This is a genomic window from Inquilinus limosus (assembly GCF_051487185.1).
GTDB lineage: Bacteria > Pseudomonadota > Alphaproteobacteria > DSM-16000 > Inquilinaceae > Inquilinus > Inquilinus limosus_F.
The window spans coordinates 24619-45633 of the sequence record NZ_JAHVDK010000043.1 but is presented as its reverse complement, the minus strand read 5'-3'; the positions used below and the strand labels follow the sequence as shown (position 1 = coordinate 45633).

Here is a 21015-nt window from a genome sequence, read left to right as displayed (position 1 = left end):
GATGTCGCCGGGGCCAACGACAACGCCGGCTCGGCCGGTGACGGCACGACCGTCGCCGCTGATCTCAAGGCAGGACACGGCTGGCCTGAACAGCCGGACGCGCCCGAAGACGGCCGCCCGCCATCCAGGCCCGCGAAGCTGGACAGCAGTTGAGTGCCGTTCGCCGAGACTGGTGTCCCGACCATGAATCGTCATTGCGAGCCCGAAGGGCGTGGCAATCCAGCGGCACCGGCATCTGGATCGCCACGGCGCTGCGCGCCTCGCGATGACGCGTCTGCTGAGCGATGTTTGTGAAGACTGCGCTGGCCGGGGAGGGCAGGACAGTCAATGCCAGTTAATAAATCCTGTTTATCGATCCATCCGGGCTTTGTATTTGAATCTGGTATACGTCCCCGGCCATCCTAAATTTTATCGGGAGGCAACCACGGGGCCGCCCGGTCCAACGAACCCGAAAAGGGAGTGGAACGGATGCCCGAACGCCGGGGCTGGGACGCCGAGTTGGCGCGTGACGTGATCGCATCGCACGGTGCGACCGAAGGGCCCTTGTTGCCCATCCTGCACGACCTGCAGTCGATCTTCGGCCATGTGCCGCGCGAGGCGGTGCCGCTGCTCGCCGACGCGCTGAACCTGTCCCGCGCCGAGGTGCACGGGGTCATCACCTTCTATCACGATTTCCGGCGCGAGCCGGCGGGCCGCCATGTGTTGAAGCTGTGCCAGGCCGAGGCCTGCCAGTCGATGGGCGCGCGCGACCTGGCCGAGCATCTGCGGCGGCGGCTCGATATCGGCCTGCACGAGACCACGGCGGACGGGCGGATCACGGTCGAGCCGGTCTACTGCCTCGGCAATTGCGCCTGCGCCCCCTCGGCCATGGCCGACGGCGAGCTGGTCGGGCGGGTCGACGCCCGGCGGCTGGACCGCATCGTCGACAAGATGGAAGGCTGGGGGGAGGCGACGCCGTGAAGGTCTTCGTCCCCCGTGACGCTTCCGCAATTTCGGTCGGTGCCGACGACGTCGCCCGCGCGATCCAGGCCGAGGCTGCCGCCCGCGGCATCGAGCTGCAGCTCGTCCGCAACGGCTCGCGCGGCCTGCTCTGGCTGGAGCCCTTCGTCGAGGTCGAGACCCGGGATGGCCGCATCGGCTACGGCCCGGTCGCGCCGGAAGACGTGCCCGGCCTGTTCGCCGCCGGCTTCGCCGAGGACGGCGACCACCCGCTGCGCCAGGGCCGGCCGGAGGAGATCCCCTATCTCGCCCGGCAGCAGCGCCTGACCTTCGCCCGCTGCGGCATCACCGACCCGCTGTCGCTCGACGACTACGAGGCGCATGACGGGCTGAAGGGCCTGCGCAACGCGCTCGCCATGGAGCCGGCCGCGATCGTCGAGACGGTCACGGCATCCGGCCTGCGCGGCCGCGGCGGCGCCGGTTTCCCGACCGGCATCAAGTGGCGCACCGTGCTGCAGGCCGAGGCCGACCGCAAATACGTCGTCTGCAACGCCGACGAGGGCGACAGCGGCACCTTCGCCGACCGCATGATCATGGAGGGCGACCCCTTCCTCCTGATCGAGGGCATGATCATCGCCGGCATCGCCACCGGCGCCACCAAGGGCTTCATCTACATCCGCTCGGAATACCCAGCAGCGGTGGCGGCGATGAACGCGGCGATCGACATCGCCTATCAGCGCCGCCTGCTCGGTCCCAGCGTGCTCGACAGCGGCAAGCGCTTCGACCTCGAGGTCCGGGTCGGCGCCGGCGCCTATATCTGCGGCGAGGAGACCTCGCTGCTGGAGAGCCTGGAGGGCAAGCGCGGCATGGTCCGGCCGAAGCCGCCCCTGCCGGCGATCGAAGGCCTGTTCGGCCGCCCGACCGTGATCAACAACGTGCTGTCGCTGACCTCGGTGCCGATCATCCTCGACAAGGGCGCCGCCTTCTACGCCGATTACGGCACCGGCCGGTCGCGCGGCACCCAGCCGCTGCAACTCGCTGGGAATGTCAAACGCGGCGGGCTGGTCGAGGTCGCCTTCGGCCTGACCCTGCGCCAGCTGATCGAGGAGTTCGGCGGCGGCACCGCCAGCGGCCGGCCGTTACGCGCGGTGCAGGTCGGCGGCCCGCTTGGCGCCTATTTCCCCGAGAGCCTGCTCGACACGCCGCTCGACTACGAGGCGATGGCGGCGAAGAAGGGCATGCTCGGCCATGGCGGGGTTGTGGTGTTCGACGACCGCGTCGACCTCGCCGTCCAGGCCCGCTTCGCCATGGAGTTCTGCGCCGTCGAAAGCTGCGGCAAGTGCACGCCCTGCCGCATCGGCTCGACCCGCGGCGCCGAGGTGATCGACAAGATCATCGCCAACCGGGATACCGGCGGGCACGAGCTCGGCCGCAACCTGACGCTGCTCGAGGACCTCTGCGAGACCATGCTCGACGGCTCGCTCTGCGCCCTCGGCGGCCTCACCCCCTATCCGGTGCTCAGCGCCCTGACCCATTTCCCCGAGGATTTCGACCACGCGCCCGCCCCGGCGCAGGCGGCGGAGTAAGGAGGCCATCGAATGGCTCTCGTGAAGGAACAGGATTTCGGGACCCCGGCGCGGACCTCGCCGATCCTGGTGACGCTGGAGGTCGATGGCCAGACCGTGACCGTGCCGGCCGGCACCTCGGTGATGCGCGCGGCGGCGGAGGTCGAGACCGCGATCCCGAAGCTGTGCGCGACCGACAGCCTGGAAGCCTTCGGCTCCTGCCGCCTCTGCGTCGTCGAGATCGAGGGACGGCGCGGCACGCCGGCCTCCTGCACCACGCCGGTCGAGCCCGGGATGAAGGTGCGGACGCAGTCGCCGAAGCTGGCGAAGCTGCGCCGGAACGTGATGGAGCTGTACATCTCCGACCATCCGCTGGACTGCCTGACCTGCGCCGCCAACGGCGATTGCGAGCTGCAGGACATGGCCGGCGTCGTCGGGCTGCGCGAGGTGCGCTACGGCTATGACGGCGCCAACCACCTGGTCGGCGAGAAGGACACCTCCAACCCGTACTTCACCTTCGACCCGACCAAGTGCATCGTCTGCTCGCGCTGCGTCCGGGCCTGTGAGGAGGTGCAGGGCACCTTCGCCCTGACCATCGACGGGCGCGGCTTCGCCTCCGTCGTCTCGGCCGGCCAGGATGACGGCTTCAAGGACAGCGAATGCGTCTCCTGCGGCGCCTGCGTCCAGGCCTGCCCAACCGCGACGCTGATGGAGAACAGCATCATCGAGGCCGGGCAGCCGGAGCATTCGGTGGTGACCACCTGCGCCTATTGCGGCGTCGGCTGCGCCTTCAAGGCCGAGATGCAGGGCACCGAGGTGGTGCGGATGACGCCGTACAAGGACGGCAAGGCCAATCACGGCCACAGCTGCGTCAAGGGCCGCTTCGCCTGGGGCTACGCCACCCACCGGGACCGGATCACCAAGCCGATGATCCGGAAGAAGATCACCGATCCCTGGCGCGAGGTGTCGTGGGAGGAGGCGATCGCCTATGCCGCCTCCGAGCTGAAGCGGATCCAGGCCACCTATGGCCGCGACGCGATCGGCGGCATCACCTCCTCGCGCTGCACCAACGAGGAGACGTTCCTCGTCCAGAAGATGATCCGGGCGGCTTTCGGCAACAACAATGTCGACACCTGCGCCCGGGTCTGCCACTCGCCGACCGGCTACGGCCTGAAGACCACCTTTGGCACCTCGGCCGGCACCCAGGATTTCGACAGCGTCGACGAATCCGACGTGATCGTGGTGATCGGCGCCAACCCGACCGATGCGCATCCGGTCTTCGCCAGCCGGATGAAGCGCCGGCTGCGAGAGGGCGCCCGGCTGATCGTAGTCGATCCGCGCCGCATCGACCTGGTGAAGTCGGCTCACGTCAAGGCCGATTACCATCTGCAGCTCAAGCCCGGCACCAATGTCGCGATCGTCAACGCTCTGGCGCATGTGATCGTGACCGAGGGGCTGGCGGCGGACGACTACATCCGCGAGCGCTGCGATCTCGAGGAGTTCTCGCGCTGGGCCGCCTTCATCGCCGATCCGCGCCATGCGCCGGAGGCGGTGGAGGAGATCACCGGCGTGCCGGCGGCCGAGGTGCGAGCGGCGGCGCGGCTCTACGCCACCGGCGGCAACGGCGCGATCTATTACGGCCTCGGCGTCACCGAGCACAGCCAGGGGTCGACCATGGTCATGGGCATGGCCAACCTGGCCATGCTGACCGGCAACATCGGCCGGCGCGGCGTCGGGGTGAACCCGCTGCGTGGCCAGAACAACGTCCAGGGCTCCTGCGACATGGGGTCCTTCCCGCACGAATTCTCGGGCTATCGTCACGTCTCCGACGACGCGACGCGGCAGATCTTCGAGGAGATGTGGGGCGTGCCGCTGTCCTCCGAGCCGGGGCTGCGCATCCCGAACATGCTCGATGCCGCGGTCGAGGGCACCTATAAGGGCATCTACATCCAGGGCGAGGACATCGCCCAGTCCGACCCCGACGTGAAGCACGTCACCGCCGGCCTAGCGGCGATGGAATGCGTCATCGTCCAGGACCTGTTCCTGAACGAGACCGCCAGCTACGCCCATATCTTCCTGCCCGGCTCCTCCTTCCTCGAGAAGGATGGCACCTTCACCAATGCCGAGCGGCGGATCAGCCGCGTCCGGCGCGCCATCCCGCCCAAGGCCGGCTATGCCGACTGGGAGGCGACGATGATGCTGTCCGAGGCGCTGGGCTATCCGATGCGCTACAGCCACCCGAGCGAGATCATGGACGAGATCGCCCGGACCACGCCCACCTTCAAGGGTGTCTCCTATCAGCGGCTGGACGAACTCGGCTCGGTGCAGTGGCCGTGCAACGACGCGGCGCCCGAGGGCACGCCGATCATGCATATCGACCGCTTCGTGCGCGGCTCGGGCCGGTTCATGATCACCGAGTTCGTGCCGACCGAGGAGCGCACGGGCCCGCGCTTCCCGCTGGTGCTGACCACCGGCCGCATCCTCAGCCAGTACAATGTCGGCGCTCAGACCCGGCGCACCGACAACGTCGCCTGGCACGACGAGGACGTGCTGGAGATCCACCCGTCCGATGCCGAGAACCGCGGCATCCGCGACGGCGACTGGGTGGCGCTGGCCAGCCGGTCGGGCGAGACCAGTCTGCGGGCCAGGATCTCCGACCGGATGCAGCCAGGCGTCGTCTACACCACTTTCCACCATGCCGAGACCGGCGCCAACGTGGTCACCACCGACTATTCCGACTGGGCCACGAACTGCCCGGAATACAAGGTGACGGCGGTGCAGGTGCGGCGGGTGAACCACCTCTCCGACTGGCAGATCGCCTATCGCGAGCTGCGCGAGAAGACGATCCGGATCGAGCAGCCGCAGGAGGCGGCGGAGTAGCATGGCCCTGCCCCCCACCAAACTCCCGGCGACCGATCTGCGCCTGCCGGCCCGGCGGCTGACCCGGGACGACCGGGCCGAGCCGGTGGAGGAGGTGGTCGCGGCCGAGGTGCCGGTGGCGCTGGTCTACAACGGCCTGTCCTATGCCGTGATGATGGCGTCGCCGGCCGACCTCGAGGACTTCGCCCTCGGCTTCAGCCTGACCGAAGGCTTGGCCGAGGCGCCAGCGGATCTGACGATCGAGGCGGTCATTGCCGACGAGGAACGTGGCGTCGAGGTGCGGATGGCGCTGCGCGGTGCCCATTTCGCCCAGATGCTGCAAAAGGTGCGGAACATCACCGGCCGGACCGGCTGCGGCATCTGCGGCACCAGCGACCTCGACACCCTGCACGGCCGCAAGCGCCGCGCCCCGAAGCCGATCGAGGTGGAGCGGGCGGCGATCCGCCGGGCGCTGCACGACCTGGACGCGTTCCAGGACATCCGCAGCCGCACCGGCGCCGTCCATGCCGCCGCCTGGGCCGATCGCGACGGCCGGATCCGGCTGGTGCGCGAGGATGTCGGCCGGCACAACGCGCTCGACAAGCTGGTCGGCGCCCTGGCCCGGGCCGGCATCGACGCCGGGCAGGGCTTCTGCGTCATCACCAGCCGATGCAGCTTCGAGATGGTGCAGAAGGCGGCGGCGGCCGGCATCCCGATCGTGATCGCGATCTCGGCGCCGACGACGCTGGCCATCGACACGGCCAAGGCGGCCGGGGTCACCCTGGTCGCCTTCGCCCGCGGCGACGCGATGACCGCCTACACCGATTTCTCCCCACTGCTTCCAGCCAAGGTCGAGGCATGAGCGCCGACAAGATCACCCGCATGGCGAACCAGATCGCCGGCTTCTTCGCCGCCTATCCGAAGGAGGAGGCGGTGGCCGGGGTGCGCAAGCATATCCAGGACTTCTGGGAGCCGCGCATGAAGGAGCAGATCCGCGCCAAGGTAGCGGCGAAGAACACCGAGTTGAACCCTCTGGTGGTGGAGGCGGTGGAGACCCTGCCACGCTGAGCCTGCAGCGAAGCCCTGCGCAGCGGTGGACGGCGAGCCGCGGCCGGTTATGATGGCCGCGGTGCAGCGCCGGGGTCTCCATGGGGTCCATCACCGCGTCGGTCAAGCGCTACGAGTTCTGGCTCGAGGACCAGCTCGGCCGGCAGCTCGTCCAGGCCGATCTCGACCGGAAGCACCGGAAGATGGAGGACAGCGATTTCCTCTTCCTGCGCGCCACCTGCTTCCGCTGGGCCGAAACCGCACATGAGCTGTGCCCGGGCCTGATGGACGCGCCGCGGGTGGTCGCGGTCGGCGACGCCCATATCGGCAATTTCGGACTGTGGCGCGACGCCGAGGGGCGGCTGGTCTGGGGCGTCAACGACTTCGACGAGGCGGCGGAGACGCCCTATGCGCTGGACCTCGTCCGCCTCGCCGCCAGCGCCCTCCTGGCGCGCAGCCGCGACCGCTCGGTCTCGGCCGACGAGGTCTGCGCCGCGATCCTCGGCGGCTATGTCGAAGGGCTGCGGGCGCCCGGCGCCTTCGTGCTGGAACGCCGGCACCTGTGGCTGCGCGACCTGGTGGTGGCGAGCGACGAGAGGCGCGAGCGGTTCTGGGCGGAGCTGGAGGACCTGCCGCGCGAATCGCCGCCGCGCGGCTGTCGCGAGGCGCTGGCCGCGGCGATGCCCGATCCGGATCTCGCCGTCGTCACCGCCCGGCGGACGGCGGGGATCGGCAGCCTCGGCCGGCCGCGCTGGGTCGCCATCGCCGACTGGCATGGCGGACCGGTGGCGCGCGAGGCCAAGCCGCTGCTGCCATCCGCCTGGTCGCTGGTCCGGGGCGGCGACCGCAAGATCCGCTTCGCCGAGATCGCCTCCGGCAGGTTCCGCGTTCCCGACCCCTGGCTCAAGGCGCGCAAGGGCATCGTCGTCCGCCGCCTGGCACCGAACAGCCGCAAGCTCGACTTCCCGGCCCTGGCCGATCACGGCCCAGCGCGCCGCCTCCTCACCGCGATGGGGGCGGAGCTGGCCAATCTCCACTCCGCCCGCCGCTCGCGCGCCCGCGCCATCGCCGCTGATCTCGAGGCGCGCAAGCCGGCCTGGCTGCGCGATGCCGCCGGCAAGGTGGCCGAGGCGACGCGGCAGGATCGGGTGGAGTGGCGGAGACGGCGGTAAGGGCGTCCGAAATCATGCACGCCCTCCCAAATGGGGGTGTCGGGCCGGTCCCGGATCGCGGACACTCCGACTACCGCCTCGACCCGGTCGGGGTGGCCGGCGAAGGCTTCGCCGGACTGACTCCATTGCTCCACTTCAAGGCCGGCCCGCACCGCAACCGGGCCGGCTTCTTTTCCATGGTCGGAGAGCACAAACGAAAACGGCGCCTCGGGAAGGCGCCGTGGAACCGGTTTGGAAATGGTCGGAGTGAGAGGATTCGAACCTCCGGCTTCTACGTCCCGAACGTAGCGCTCTACCAGGCTGAGCTACACTCCGTCGCACCGGCGGATGGGCTTATAGCGAGACTGGCGGGGGGCTGCAAGGCCTGTGTCGCAGTTCCGTCAGAAATCCCGCTCGACCACGAACTCGACCACGTCCTCCAAAGCCTTGCGCATCGGCGAGACAGGCAGGAGGCGAATCGCCCGGATGGCATTCTCGGCATGGGCGCGTGCCGCCGCCATGCTGTCGGCCAGCGCGTCGTGGCGCTGCAGCAGGGCCACGGCGTGGTCGAGATCCTGCTCGCTCTGCTGGCCCTCCTCCAGCGTCTGGCGCCAGAAGCCGCGCTCCTCCTCGCCGCCGCGCTCCACCGCCAGGATCACCGGCAGGGTGATCTTGCCCTCGCGGAAATCATCGCCGATGGTCTTGCCCAGGCGGGCCTGGCGGGCGGAATAGTCCAGCACGTCGTCGACGATCTGGAAGGCGATGCCCAGCTCCGTGCCGAAGTCGCGCATGGCGGCGCATTCGGCCGGGCTTCGGTCGGCGACCACGGCGCCGATCTCGCAGGCCGCGGCGAACAGCTCCGCCGTCTTGGCGCGGATGATCCGGAGATAGGTGTCGCGGCTGGTCACCGTGTCGTGCGCCGCCGAAAGCTGCAGCACCTCGCCCTCGGCGATCACGGCCGAGGCATTGGCCAGGATGCGCAGCGTGTCGATCGACCCGTCCTCGACCATCACCTGGAAGGCGCGGGAGAACAGGAAGTCGCCGACCAGCACGCTGGCCTGGTTGCCGAACACGACGTTGGCCGAGGCCTGGCCGCGGCGCAGGTCGCTCTCGTCGACCACGTCGTCGTGCAAGAGGGTGGCGGTGTGGATGAACTCGACCGCGGCGGCGAGGCCGATGTGGCGGCGGCCGGGATGGCCGCAGAGCCGGGCCGAGGCGAGGGTCAGGACCGGCCGGATGCGCTTGCCGCCAGAGGCGATGAGATAGCCGGCGAGCTGCGGGATCAGCTCGACCGAGCTCTGCATCCGCTCCAGGATCAGGGTATTGACCGCTTCCAGATCCCCGGCGACGAGGGCGGTCAGGCGGTCGAGGGCGCCGGCGTCGGCGGCCGGCTCCGGCGGCGGGGACTCGGCTCTCGTCGCTCCAAGACTGGCGGTCAAGCCCGGCTCCTCAACATCGACTTCCGATCTCCGGCTCCGGCCTGCAGCAGATGCGGCGATCCGGACCGGATTGTGTCACCATGACCCGTGTGTGCGCTGCATAGACGAGAAATCGGCCCCGTGAAAGAGCTTCTGCGAACCAATGACCCGGTCCGGCTGTCCTTTCTGACGGCGCTGCTGGCGGATGCGCGGATCGAAAGCATCATCCTTGATATGCACACATCGGTGCTGGAAGGAAGCCTGGGCATCTTGCCGCGCCGCTTGATGGTGGCGGCCGAGGACTGGACCAGAGCGCGCTACGTTCTGCTCTCCGCGGGGGAAAGCCTGCCCGATGCCTGAGGGGCAGGCGGGAACTGCCCCGGCCGGCGAGGACCGGCTGCTCGGCGGGCGGGTCCGCCTGCTGCAGCCGCGCGACGGTTACCGCGCCGCGATCGACCCGGTGCTGCTGGCCGCCGCGGTGCCGGCCGGACCCGGCGAGCGCGTGGTCGATCTCGGCTGCGGCGTCGGCGCGGCGCTGCTCTGCCTCGCCGCGCGTTGTCCGGAGGTCTCGGTCACCGGGGTCGAGCGCGACCCCGGCCTGGCGTCGCTGGCGCGCGACAATCTCGAGCTGAACGGGCTGGCTGGCCGCGCCGCGATCGTCGAGGGCAGCGTCGCCGATCCGGTCCCGGGCGCGCCCTTCGACCGGGCGATGATGAACCCGCCCTTCCTGCCGCCGGGCCGCGGCCGCGCCTCTGGCCATCCGGTCAAGGCCGCGGCGAATGTCGAGGGCGGGCTCGATCTCGCGGGCTGGGTCGCCGCCGCGGCGCGGGCGCTGAAGCCGCGCGGCTGGCTGACCCTGATCCACCGTGCCGACCGGATCGACGAGATCTGCGCCGCGCTGCGGCCCGCCTTCGGCTCGCTGACCCTGTTCCCGCTCTGGCCCAGGGCCGGGGAGGCGGCGCGGCGGGTGCTGGTGCAGGCGCGGCGGGGCGGCCGATCGCCCGCCGTGCTCGCGGCCGGGCTGGTGCTGCATGAAGCCGACGGAAGCTTCACGACAGCGGCGCAGGCGGTGCTGCGCGACGCGACGCCGCTCCATCTTTGAAGCAGGGCCTTTTGCAATCGCGCTGCGGCGGGCCATATCCTGCCGACGGCAACCGATCGAGAGCGCATCCATGGGCCTTCTGTCCCGACTTTCCTTCCTCGGCCGCGGCGACACACCGCTGGTGACCGTGCTGGCGCTGCGCGGCGTGATCGGCGGCGGGCGCGGCTTCCTGGTCCAGGGCCTGTCGATGGAGAAGCTGGCCCGCCCGATCGCCGCCGCCTTTAGCGCCAAGCGCCTGGCCGCAGTGGCGCTGCTGGTCAACTCCCCCGGCGGGTCGCCGGTGCAGTCCTCGCTGATCGCACGCCGCATCCGCGACCTGGCGGACGAGAAGAAGGTGCCGGTCTACGCCTTCGTCGAGGACGTCGCCGCCTCGGGCGGCTATTGGCTGGCCTGCGCCGCCGACGAGATCTGGGTCGACGACGCCTCGATCATCGGCTCGATCGGCGTGGTTTCCGCGGGCTTCGGCTTCCAGGACGCGATCGCGCGCGTCGGGGTTGAGCGCCGGGTGCACACGGCCGGCACGCGCAAGGCGATCCTCGATCCGTTCCAGCCCGAGAAGCCGGAGGACGTGGCCAAGCTGGAGGAGCTGCAGCGCGAGATCCACGCCGCCTTCATCGCCCATATCCGCGCCCGCCGCGGCGGGCGGCTGACGGCGGACGATGCCACATTGTTCAACGGCGAGTTCTGGACCGGGGCTAGGGGCCGGGCGCTCGGCCTCGTCGATGGCATCGGCCATGCCCATGCCGTGCTGCGCGCCAAGTTCGGGCCGAAGGTGCGGCTGAAGCTTGTGCAGCAGCCGACCGGCTGGCTGCGCCGCCTGACCCGGGCCGACAGCCTGGCCGCCGCCGCCATGGACAGCGCCGTTGGCGCAGTGGAGGATCGGCTGCTCTGGTCCCGCTACGGGCTGTAAGGACGCCTATGCTCGGCAAGATCTTCGTCGCGGTCGCTCTGGTGGTCGGCGTGCTCTGGCTGATGGGCATGCTCCGCCGCGTCGGCATGGCCCGCGAGGCGGCCGCCCGGCGTGATGCGCTGTCGCAGCAGCACCGGTCCCGGCCGGCCGTGAAGGGGGCCGAGGACCTGGTCCGCTGCCCCCGGTGCGGCGCCTACCACGCCGACGGCCTCGGGCATCGCTGCGAGAGATAGGAGTGGAAGCGCCGGTTCGGCGCTCCCCCGCTTGAAGCCTCACGTCTGGCGCCCTATGGTGCGCGGCCTTCCTTCAGCGCCAGCCCGAGACATGCCGACGGTCGCCCCACCCCCGAAGAGTTTCCAGGAGATCATCCTACGGCTGCAGAGTTTCTGGGCCGCCCAGGGATGCGTGATCCTGCAGCCCTACGACATGGAGGTCGGTGCCGGCACCTCGCATCCGGCGACGACGCTGCGCTCGCTCGGCCCCGATCGGGTGTGGAACTGCGCCTATGTCCAGCCCTCGCGCCGGCCGAAGGACGGGCGCTACGGCGAGAACCCGAACCGGCTGCAGCACTATTACCAGTTTCAGGTGCTGATGAAGCCGGCGCCGGCGGATTCGCAGGACCTGTATCTGCAGAGCCTCTATGCCCTCGGCATCGACCCGGAACTCCACGACATCCGCTTCGTCGAGGACGACTGGGAGAACCCGACGCTCGGCGCCTGGGGTCTCGGCTGGGAGGTCTGGTGCGACGGCATGGAGGTGACCCAGTACACCTATTTCCAGCAGGTCGGCGGCATCGAATGCGACCCGGTGCCGGTCGAGCTGACCTACGGGCTGGAGCGGCTGGCGATGTATCTCCTGGACGTGAAGAGCGTCTACGACCTGCCGTTCAATGATCCGCAGACGCCAGGCGCCAAGCGTTACGGCGACGTGTTCCTGCGGGCCGAGCGCGAATACTCGGCCTATAACTTCGAGCACGCCGACACCGCCGTCCTGCTGCGCCATTTCGAGGATGCGGAGCGCGAGTGCCGGTCCCTCTTGGATCGCCGCCTGGCGCTGCCGGCTTATGACCAGTGCCTGAAGGCCGGCCACACCTTTAACCTGCTCGACGCCCGCGGCGTGATCTCCGTGGTCGAGCGCGCCGCTTATATCGGCCGCGTGCGCGACCTCGCCCGGGCCTGCTGCCGACTCTGGCTGGACGCCGCCTGACATGGCCGAATTCCTGCTCGAACTCTTCTCCGAGGAGATCCCGGCCCGCATGCAGGCGCGGGCGGCGGAGGATCTGAAGTCGCTGGTCACCGACGCGCTGAAGGCGGCTGGGCTCAGCTTCGACCGCGCCGAGGCCTTGGTCACGCCGCGGCGCCTCGCCTTGGTGGTCGACGGGCTGCCGGCGGCCCGCCCCGACGTGGTCGAGGAACGCAAGGGCCCGCGGGTCGACGCACCCCAGCAGGCGATCGACGGTTTCCTGAAGTCGACCGGGCTGACGCTCGACCAGTGCGAGCAACGCGACACGCCCAAGGGCAAGATCTGGTTCGCCAGCCTGACCATCCCGGGCGGCCCGACCGCGGAGCTGCTGCCGGAGGTGATCCGCAAGGCGATCCTCGGCCTGCCCTGGCCCAAGTCGATGCGCGCGGCGGAGGAGGTGGTGCGCTGGGTGCGCCCGCTGCACCACGTGCTGGCGCTGTTCGATGGCAAGCTGGTGCCGTTCCGCTACGACCTGCACAAGCCCGACATCGACGGCTCGGGCGAGGGGGCAAGGGCCGCGATCGACTCGACGGTCGGCCACCGCTTCCTGGCGCCCGGGCGGATCACGGTGACCGGCTTCGCCGACTACCAGGCGAAGCTGGGCGACGCCTATGTCGTGCTCGACCGCGAGGAGCGGAAGGCGCTGATCAGGGCGCAGGTCGAGACCCAGGCGAAGGCCGCGGGCCTCGTGCTGCGCGACGACCCTGGCCTGCTGGAGGAGGTGGCGGGGCTGGTCGAATGGCCGGTGACCCATCTCGGCCGCATCGACGAGGCCTTCATGGAGGTGCCGGAGGAGGTGCTGGTCACCTCGATGCGGACGCATCAGCGCTACTTCGCCCTGGAGGGGGCGGACGGGAAGCTGGCGGCGCGCTTCGCCGTGGTCGCCAACACCGAGACCAAGGACGGCGGCACCACCGTCGTCGCAGGCAACGAGCGGGTGCTGCGCGCCCGCCTGTCCGACGCCAGGTTCTTCTGGGACCAGGACCGCAAGACCCCGCTGGAGAGCCGCGTCCGGGACCTGGAGCCGATCATCTTCCATGCCAAGCTCGGCAGCGTGGCGCAGAAGGTCGAGCGCCTGGCGGCGCTGGCCGCTTGGCTGGCGTCGAAGCTCGGCGCGGACCCGGCCCGGGCGGAGCGCGCGGCGCGGCTGGCCAAGGCCGATCTGACCACCGGCATGGTCGGCGAGTTCCCGGAGCTGCAGGGCCTGATGGGCCGCTACTATGCGCTGGCCCAGGGCGAGCCGGCGGAGGTCGCCGAGGCGATTGCCGACCACTACAAGCCGCTGGGCCCGAGCGACCGCTGCCCGACCGCGCCGGTCTCGATCGCCGTGGCGCTGGCCGACAAGCTCGACACCCTGGCCGGCTTCTTCGCCATCGACGAGAAGCCGACCGGCAGCCGCGACCCTTACGCGCTGCGGCGCGCCGCCCTCGGCGTGATCCGGCTGATCGTCGAGAATCGCGCCGCCCTGCCGCTGCGCGAGGCCTTCGCCACCGCCCATCGGCTGTATGAGAGCGGGGCGGCTGCGGGTTACGCACGCATGGAGCAGTCGCGCGACGCGGGCGATCGTATCCCCGAGACGGTCCAGGGTGGCCGCCCGCCGGCGACGCCGCTGCGCGACCAGGTCACGGTGGTGGAGGAGCTGCTGTCCTTCATCGCCGACCGGCTGAAGGTGGCGATGCGCGAGAAGGGCGTGCGCCACGACCTGATCGACGCTGTCTTCGCTGTCAGCGGCGAAGACGACCTGCTCCGCCTCCTGGGCCGGGTGGAGGCCCTGGATGCGTTCCTGCACACCGAGGACGGCGCGAATCTTCTGGTGGCCTATCGTCGTGCTGCCAACATCGTCCGGATCGAGCGCAAGAAGGACGGGGTCGACGCCTTCGGCGAGGTCGATCCCGCCCGCTTCGCCATGGCGCAGGAGCGGGCGCTGTTCGAGCGGCTGGAGGCGGATGCGCAGCCTCTGCGCTCGGCCCTGGCGGCCGGCGACTTCGGCGGGGCGGTGACCACGCTGGCCGGCTGGCGACAGGATGTCGACGCCTTCTTCGATGCGGTGCTGGTCAACGACCCGGACGAGGGGCTGCGCCGCAACCGTCTGGCACTGCTCGAGGATCTGGCGCACTCGATGGACGCCGTCGCCGACTTCTCGCGGGTCGAGGGGTAATGGAGAGATCGGGTTTGCACTCGCGAACCCGGTCCTGCCTCAGCGTCGCAGCTCCATCTCAGTCGCGCGGCCGAAAACGGTACCACGATCGGGTGAATTGTGGTCCGGCCGCGCGCATGAGACAGATTCGTTCGTGTTTCTTCACGGATGAGACGGCATCGGCATGCACGCGCCGGAGCCCTCGAACACTCATTGTTCGCTATGCTCGCTTATCAAATGCGCGCAGATTTTCATCTTCGCCCTTAGCAGTTTCATCGTCGTCCATGTTGCATTGCAAACTGATAAAACTCTGAGGAATTCCGCGGTTTTTTCTGCGCTTGACTTCATCGTCCCGCTGCGGTGCAAGACACGGAACACGCACAGGGATCAAACCGTTGTTCCCGCTGCGCTGGATCTAGGCGGAGGTACGATGATTCCGACCGCGTGGGCCCCTGACGTCGCCGACTATCCGTCGCCGGCCTGCACGCCCGGTCCGGGGCCGGCGTACCGCTTCCGCCGTTTCCGGTCTAAGATCGGACCAACGTCTCCCACGAACGCCAAGGCGGAGAAAAGAACGAAATGACCAAATGGGTCTACGGCTTCGGGAACGGCAAGGCCGATGGCCGCGCCGAGATGCGCAACCTCCTCGGCGGCAAGGGGGCCAACCTCGCCGAGATGAGCGTCCTGGGGCTGCCGGTGCCGCCCGGCTTCACCATCACCACCGAGGTCTGCACCTATTTCTACGACCATGGCCGGACCTATCCCGACGATCTGAAGGACCAGGTGCAGGCGGCGCTGGCCCAGATCGAAGGCCTGGTCGGCGCCAGGTTCGGCGACCAGGCCAACCCGCTGCTGGTCTCGGTCCGCTCCGGTGCCCGCGCCTCCATGCCGGGCATGATGGACACGGTGCTCAATCTCGGCCTGAATGACGAGACCGTGCTGGGCCTTGCCGCCCGCACCGGCGACGAGCGCTTCGCCTATGACAGCTACCGCCGCTTCATCCAGATGTACGGCGACGTTGTGCTGGGGGTGGAGCACTACCGCTTCGAGGACGAGCTCGAGGGCATCAAGCGCGACCGCGGCGTGGCACTCGACACCGAGCTGACGGCCGAGGACCTGAAGACCCTGGTCGACCGGTACAAGGGCGTGGTCGAGACCGATCTCGGCAAACCCTTCCCGCAGGATCCGCAGGACCAGATCTGGGGCGCGATCGGCGCGGTGTTCGGCTCCTGGATGAACCAGCGCGCCATCACCTATCGCCGGCTGCACGACATCCCGTCGAGCTGGGGCACCGCGGTCACCGTCCAGGCCATGGTGTTCGGCAACATGGGCGACGACTGTGCCACCGGCGTCGCCTTCACCCGCAATCCGTCGACCGGCGAAGACGCCTTCTATGGCGAGTACTTGGTCAATGCCCAGGGCGAGGACGTGGTCGCCGGCATCCGCACGCCGCAGACCCTGAGCAAGGTGGCGCGCGAGGCGTCGGGCAGCGACCTGCCGTCGATGGAAGAGACCATGCCGGAGACTTACCGGCAGCTCTGCGATGTCCGCGAGAAGCTGGAACAGCACTACCGCGACATGCAGGACATCGAGTTCACGGTCCAGCAAGGCCGCCTCTACATCCTGCAGACCCGCAACGGCAAGCGCACCGCCGCCGCGGCGCTGCGCATCGCGGTCGAGCTGGCGAATGACGGGCTGATCGACAAGCGGGAGGCGGTGCGCCGGGTCGAGCCGCAGGCGCTCGACCAGCTGCTGCACCCGACTCTCGACCCGAAGGCCAGGCGCGAGGTCATCGCCCGCGGCTTGCCGGCCTCGCCCGGCGCCGCCTCCGGCAAGATCGTGCTGACGGCGGACGAGGCCGAGACCCTGGCCCAGATGGGCGAGAAGGTCATTCTGGTGCGCGAGGAGACCAGCCCCGAGGACATCCACGGCATGCATGCCGCCGCCGGTATCCTGACCACCCGCGGCGGCATGACCAGCCACGCGGCCGTGGTCGCCCGCGGCATGGGCCGGGCCTGCGTCTCCGGCGCCGGTGAGCTGCGCATCGACCCGAAGGCGAAGACCGTCTCGGTCGGCAGTGTCACGCTCAAGGCCGGTGATGTCATTACCATCGACGGTGCCGCCGGCGAGGTGATGAAGGGCGAGGTGCCGACGGTGCAGCCCGAGCTGTCGGGCGACTTCGCCATGCTGATGGGCTGGGCCGACGAGGTGCGGCGGATGAAGATCCGCACCAATGCCGAGACCCCGCTCGACGCCCGCACCGCGCGCAAGTTCGGCGCCGAGGGCATCGGCCTGTGCCGGACCGAGCACATGTTTTTCGAAGCCGACCGCATCACCGCCGTGCGCCGCATGATCGTGGCCGAATCGGTGGAGGCGCGGAAGGTGGCGTTGGCCGAGATCCTGCCGATGCAGCGGCAGGACTTCGTCGAGCTGTTCACCATCATGGCCGGCCTGCCGGTGACCATCCGGCTGCTCGACCCGCCGCTGCACGAGTTCCTGCCGCGGACCGAGGAGGATCTGGAGGAGGTCGCCCGGACCGCCGGGGTCGATCTCGGCCGGGTGCGGCACCGCACGGCGCAGCTGCACGAGACCAACCCGATGCTCGGCCATCGCGGCTGCCGCCTCGGCATCTCCTTCCCGGAGATCTACGAGATGCAGGCGCGGGCGATCTTCGAGGCGGTGGCCGAGGTCAAGGCCGCGACCGGCGAGACGGTGACGCCGGAGATCATGATCCCGCTCGCCTTCTCGAAGAAGGAGCTCGACATCCTCAAGGCTGCGATCGTGGCGGTGGCCACCGCGGTGGAGAAGGAGAAGGAGATCAAGCTCGACTTCCTGGTCGGCACCATGATCGAGCTGCCGCGCGCCGCGCTGCGGGCGCATGAGCTGGCGGAGACGGCGGAGTTCTTCTCCTTCGGCACCAACGACCTGACCCAGACCACCTTCGGCATCAGCCGCGACGATGCCGGCACCTTCCTGCCGGACTACACCCGCGCCGGGATCCTGGAGCAGGATCCCTTCGTCACTCTCGACCGTGACGGGGTGGGCGAGTTGGTGTCGCTGGCGGCAGAGCGCGGCCGCAAGACCCGCAGCGGCATCAAGCTCGGCATCTGCGGCGAGCATGGTGGCGACCCGGCCTCGATCCATTTCTGCGAATCGGTCGGGCTCGACTACGTCTCCTGCTCGCCTTACCGCGTGCCGATCGCCCGCCTGGCCGCGGCCCAGGCGGCGCTGCGCTCCGAGGTCAAGGCCGAGTAGGCGGATGGATCTCGCCGCCGCGCTCCGCACCGATGTCCTGACGACGCCGGACGGGGCGCGGCTGCGCTGGGCTGTGTGGTCGGAGCCGGAAGGTCGGGTGCGCGGCACCGTCCTGATCCTGAACGGCCGCAGCGAGTTCATCGAGAAGTACCGCGAGACCGCGGGCGAGTTCGTCGCCCGCGGTTTTCGCGTTTTCGGCTTCGACTGGCGCGGCCAGGGCCTGTCCTCCCGTACTCCGGCGGGGGACGAGACCGGCCATTACGACAGCTTCGACCCGCTGGTGCACGATGCGGCGCTGATTGCCGACCGGGTGGTACGGCCGGCGGGGGAGGGGCCGCTGATTCTGCTCGGCCATTCCATGGGCGGGCATATGGCCCTGCGCCTGCTGGCGGTCCGGCCGGATCTGGCGGCCGGCGCGATCCTGACCGCGCCGATGGTGGCGCCGATCGCCGTGGCCTATGCCCGGCAGGCGGCACGGCTGCTCTCCCCCATGGCCGCCGCCTTAGGGAATGGCCGCCGCTACGCGCCGGGCGAGGGGGCCTATGACGGCGACCGCATGCTCAACCCGCGGCGGCTCCTGTCCAGCGATCCGGTGCGCAACCGCATCCATGCCGACTGGTTCCGCGACCATCCGGAGTACCGCGTCTCCGGCGTCACCTGGGGCTGGCTGGCCGCGGCCTTCCGCTCGGCAGGGGCGATCAAGCGGGCGGCGCCCCGAATCCGTGTGCCGGTGCTGATGCTGCTGGCCGGGCGCGAGAGGCTGGTCGACAATGTCGCATCCCACCGGGTTGCCCGACAGATGCCCCATTGCAGGGTCATTGCCTATCCGGACGCCCTGCACGAGATCCTGATGGAACGCGACGACATCCGCAGCGCCTTCTGGCGCGATGCCGACGATTTTCTGACGACGCTGGCGCCATGAAGCGGCGGCATTTCGCCGGCTGGCTGGCAGGCACCCTGCTGGCCCGGCCGCTCCTGGCCGCGGCCCAGACACAAGCTCCCGCACCGACGCCCCCCGAGGCGCCGGCAGAGCAGGCGGTCGATCTCGAGCTGGTGCTGTTGGTCGACGCCTCGGCCAGCATCACCACGGGCGCGCTCGACTTCCAGCTCCGCGGCCATGCCGCCGCCTTCCACGACGACAAGGTGAAGGCGGCGATCGCCGCCGGCCCGCTCGGCGGCATCGCGGTGACGTTGGCCCGCTTCGACGGCCCGCACAGCCTGAAGGTGCTGCTGCCCTGGCGCCGCCTTTCCAGCGCGGCTGATGCCGATGCCTTTGCCGAGGCGGTGCTGGCGGCGCCGGCGGGGGCGGAGGCGGGGTCGACCGCGATCGGCAGTGCCGTGCTCGACTCGCTGGAACTGTTCGAGGGTAACGGCTTCGATGGTCCGCGCCGGACCGTCGACATCGTCTCGAACGGCTTCTCCAACGCCGGGCCGGACCCCGCCGTCGCCCGCGACGCGGCGGAGAAGGCCGGGCTCACGGTCAACGCCCTCGTCATCCTCGACGAATACGATTGGCTGGAGAATTACTACCGGCAGTCGGTGATCGGTGGCATCGGCGCCTTCGTCCTCACCGCGGAGAGCCGCGACACCTTCGTCCAGGCACTGATCGCCAAACTCGTCGAGGAGATCGTGTGAGGGGCCGCGTATCGGTCAGAGCCCGACCGCCTTGCGCAACGCATCATTGATCAGGCGCTGCCAACCGGGACCTTTGGCCCGGAATCGCTCCAACACCTCCCGATCCAGCCGCAGGGACACAAGCTGCTTGGTCGGCGCCTTCTGCGGCCCGCGGGTCCGGCGGTAGGCGGCGACGATCTCCGGAGCCGCCTCGGCTGCCGGGCGCATGCGCACCACCATTTCTTCGGTGAGCTCGACCGTATCGGGGTCCGCGTCGATGCCGCGCTGGATCGCCGCGTCCTCGGCGTCCGTCAGATCACGGACTCTGTGCTTTGCCATAGAGCGTCCTTTCCCGCCTGTTCGCCCGGCGCAAGCTGATGACGCGGACCAGATCGTCCCGCACTGTGTAGACCAGGACATGGAGGTCCTCGCCGATCAGGCCGAAGGCGATAGACCGCTGTTCGCCGTAATCGAAGCGGCTGTCCTCCACCAGATACGCCGTGTCCCAATCGAAGTCGTAGACGGCCTCGAAGGCCACGCCGTGCTTCGCGAGATTGTTGATGGCCTTGGCCTCATCCCAGATATACATAGATAATATCGTATCTACAATAAAGTCCAGAACGGGAAAATTCGTAGCTACAAAATGAGTGACGCAAGCGCCGCTGGCTGACGCTCAATGGTTCCGAAGGTGGTGGCATGATGACATCAAATTCAGAGCATTGTGCTATCAGATTGCCATCACAGTCGTGGCTTCAGCCGGTCCCTATGCACCAAGTCCTGACCGACCATCCCCTGCAATCCGCCAACAGCTTCGGCATCGCCGCGCGCAGCCGCTATGCGGTGGAGATCCGCGACGCGGCTGAGCTGCCGGCGGTGCTGGCGGATCCGCGCTTCGCCGGGCTGCCGCGGCGGCTCCTGGGCGGCGGCAGCAATGTCGTGCTGACCGGCGATTTCGAAGGGCTGACCCTGCTGATGCGCATCCCCGGCAAGAGGCTGATCGGCGACGGCGCGGCGGTGCTGGTCGAGGCCGGGGCGGGCGAGGTCTGGCACGATCTGGTCGCCTGGACCATCGTCCGGGGCCAGCCGGGGCTGGAGAACCTGGCGCTGATCCCGGGCACGGTCGGCGCCGCGCCGATCCAGAATATCGGCGCCTACGGGGTGGAGCTGGAGGAGCGGTTCGAGAGCCTGCGCGCTTTCGACATCGCGACCGGCGCCTTCGTCACGCTGGACCGGGCGGCCTGCCGGTTCAGCTATCGAGATAGCCTGTTCAAGCGCGAGCCGGACCGCTGGATCGTCACCGCCGTCACCCTGCGTCTGCCGCGGCCCTGGGCGCCGGTGACGACCTATCCCGACCTGGCGCGGGTGTTCGGCGACCGGACGGATGTGGCGGCGGCGGAGATCTTCGAGGCGGTGGTTACGGTGCGGCGGCAGAAGCTGCCCGACCCCGCGGTGATCGGCAATGCCGGCAGCTTCTTCAAGAACCCGATCGTGCCGGCGGCACAGTACCAGGATCTGGCCGCATCCTTCCCCGGCATCGTCGGCTATCCGCAACCGGACGGCCGGGTGAAGCTGGCCGCCGGCTGGCTGATCGACCGCTGCGGCTGGAAGGGGCGGGCGGTCGGCCGCGCCGCGGTGCACGACCGGCAGGCGCTGGTCCTGGTCAACCGCGGCGGCGCCACCGGGGCCGAGATCCTCGACCTGGCCCGACAGATCCAGAGCGACGTCCGCGCCACCTACGGCGTGGCGCTGGAGCCGGAGCCGGTGATTCTCTGAGGC

At 69.5% G+C, this 21015-nt stretch carries 19 protein-coding genes and 1 tRNA gene; 16 read left to right on the top strand and 4 right to left on the bottom strand.

All coding sequences use genetic code 11. From position 1 onward, the window contains the following. The first annotated feature begins 468 nt into the window (after window positions 1-468). From KXR53_RS33245 to KXR53_RS33220, 6 genes are all read left to right on the top strand, one after another. Window positions 469-960, top strand: coding sequence for a formate dehydrogenase subunit gamma (locus tag KXR53_RS33245; RefSeq protein ID WP_437379919.1), 492 nt, complete (start codon window positions 469-471; stop codon window positions 958-960). Then, window positions 957-2525 carry a formate dehydrogenase beta subunit gene (locus KXR53_RS33240; protein ID WP_437379918.1) on the top strand — a complete coding sequence of 523 codons (1569 nt, stop codon included), beginning with the start codon at window positions 957-959 and terminating at the stop codon, window positions 2523-2525. Before KXR53_RS33245 ends, KXR53_RS33240 begins: the two co-directional genes overlap by 4 nt. A gap of 12 nt (window positions 2526-2537) precedes the next feature. Beyond that, window positions 2538-5384: a formate dehydrogenase subunit alpha gene (fdhF, locus tag KXR53_RS33235; RefSeq protein ID WP_437379917.1), complete on the top strand. Its 2847-nt coding sequence runs from the start codon at window positions 2538-2540 to the stop codon at window positions 5382-5384. 1 nt (window position 5385) lies between these two features. Then, window positions 5386-6225 carry a formate dehydrogenase accessory sulfurtransferase FdhD gene (gene fdhD / locus KXR53_RS33230; RefSeq protein WP_437379916.1) on the top strand — a complete coding sequence of 280 codons (840 nt, stop codon included), beginning with the start codon at window positions 5386-5388 and terminating at the stop codon, window positions 6223-6225. Beyond that, entirely contained in the window at window positions 6222-6431 is a 210-nt protein-coding gene (locus KXR53_RS33225) for a formate dehydrogenase subunit delta (protein ID WP_437379915.1), read from the top strand. The genes fdhD and KXR53_RS33225 overlap by 4 nt, the downstream gene beginning before the upstream one ends. Window positions 6432-6511: 80 nt before the next feature. Beyond that, a complete protein-coding gene (locus KXR53_RS33220) occupies window positions 6512-7582 on the top strand; it encodes a DUF2252 family protein (RefSeq protein WP_437379914.1) in 1071 nt (356 codons plus the stop codon). A 238-nt stretch (window positions 7583-7820) separates the two neighbouring features. Here KXR53_RS33220 and KXR53_RS33215 read toward each other — a convergent pair. Both KXR53_RS33215 and KXR53_RS33210 read right to left on the bottom strand, forming a co-directional pair. Further along, window positions 7821-7897 (bottom strand) — tRNA-Pro (locus KXR53_RS33215). Window positions 7898-7962: 65 nt separating this feature from the next. Next, the gene (locus tag KXR53_RS33210; protein WP_437379913.1) at window positions 7963-9000 is read right to left on the bottom strand and encodes a polyprenyl synthetase family protein; all 1038 of its coding nucleotides are present in this window, start codon (window positions 8998-9000) and stop codon (window positions 7963-7965) included. Between the two features lie 120 nt (window positions 9001-9120). Between KXR53_RS33210 and KXR53_RS33205 the strand changes: the two genes are divergently transcribed. The 9 genes from KXR53_RS33205 (at window position 9121) to KXR53_RS33165 (ending at window position 19260) form a co-directional block, all read left to right on the top strand. After that, window positions 9121-9339: a putative signal transducing protein gene (locus tag KXR53_RS33205; protein WP_026870354.1), complete on the top strand. Its 219-nt coding sequence runs from the start codon at window positions 9121-9123 to the stop codon at window positions 9337-9339. Further along, window positions 9332-10081 (top strand): tRNA1(Val) (adenine(37)-N6)-methyltransferase, encoded by a 750-nt coding sequence (locus tag KXR53_RS33200; RefSeq protein WP_437379912.1) that lies wholly within the window; start codon window positions 9332-9334, stop codon window positions 10079-10081. Before KXR53_RS33205 ends, KXR53_RS33200 begins: the two co-directional genes overlap by 8 nt. A 70-nt stretch (window positions 10082-10151) precedes the next feature. Further along, on the top strand, window positions 10152-10991 hold the full coding sequence (locus KXR53_RS33195) for a S49 family peptidase (protein ID WP_437379911.1): 840 nt from the start codon (window positions 10152-10154) through the stop codon (window positions 10989-10991). A gap of 8 nt (window positions 10992-10999) precedes the next feature. Next, entirely contained in the window at window positions 11000-11224 is a 225-nt protein-coding gene (locus KXR53_RS33190; protein ID WP_437379910.1) for a hypothetical protein, read from the top strand. Window positions 11225-11315: 91 nt separating this feature from the next. Further along, window positions 11316-12197 carry a glycine--tRNA ligase subunit alpha gene (locus KXR53_RS33185; RefSeq protein ID WP_437379909.1) on the top strand — a complete coding sequence of 294 codons (882 nt, stop codon included), beginning with the start codon at window positions 11316-11318 and terminating at the stop codon, window positions 12195-12197. Window position 12198: 1 nt separating this feature from the next. Then, window positions 12199-14391, top strand: a complete 2193-nt coding sequence (gene glyS / locus KXR53_RS33180; RefSeq protein WP_437379908.1) for a glycine--tRNA ligase subunit beta — start codon at window positions 12199-12201, stop codon at window positions 14389-14391. A 558-nt stretch (window positions 14392-14949) separates the two neighbouring features. After that, window positions 14950-17625, top strand: a complete 2676-nt coding sequence (gene ppdK / locus KXR53_RS33175; RefSeq protein WP_437379907.1) for a pyruvate, phosphate dikinase — start codon at window positions 14950-14952, stop codon at window positions 17623-17625. Window positions 17626-17629: 4 nt separating this feature from the next. After that, window positions 17630-18547 (top strand): alpha/beta fold hydrolase, encoded by a 918-nt coding sequence (locus KXR53_RS33170; RefSeq protein ID WP_437379906.1) that lies wholly within the window; start codon window positions 17630-17632, stop codon window positions 18545-18547. Then, the gene (locus tag KXR53_RS33165) at window positions 18544-19260 is read left to right on the top strand and encodes a DUF1194 domain-containing protein (RefSeq protein ID WP_437379905.1); all 717 of its coding nucleotides are present in this window, start codon (window positions 18544-18546) and stop codon (window positions 19258-19260) included. Before KXR53_RS33170 ends, KXR53_RS33165 begins: the two co-directional genes overlap by 4 nt. 15 nt (window positions 19261-19275) lie before the next feature. On the opposite strand, the gene KXR53_RS33160 is transcribed toward KXR53_RS33165, so the two are convergent. Continuing rightward, window positions 19276-19578, bottom strand: a complete 303-nt coding sequence (locus KXR53_RS33160; protein WP_437379904.1) for a BrnA antitoxin family protein — start codon at window positions 19576-19578, stop codon at window positions 19276-19278. Further along, complete coding sequence (locus KXR53_RS33155; protein ID WP_437379903.1) at window positions 19556-19828, bottom strand: BrnT family toxin; 273 nt, start codon at window positions 19826-19828, stop codon at window positions 19556-19558. The genes KXR53_RS33160 and KXR53_RS33155 overlap by 23 nt, the downstream gene beginning before the upstream one ends. 176 nt (window positions 19829-20004) lie before the next feature. On the opposite strand from KXR53_RS33155, the gene murB reads away from it, so the two are divergent. Further along, the gene (gene murB / locus KXR53_RS33150; RefSeq protein ID WP_437379902.1) at window positions 20005-21012 is read left to right on the top strand and encodes a UDP-N-acetylmuramate dehydrogenase; all 1008 of its coding nucleotides are present in this window, start codon (window positions 20005-20007) and stop codon (window positions 21010-21012) included. Window positions 21013-21015: the final 3 nt, after the last annotated feature.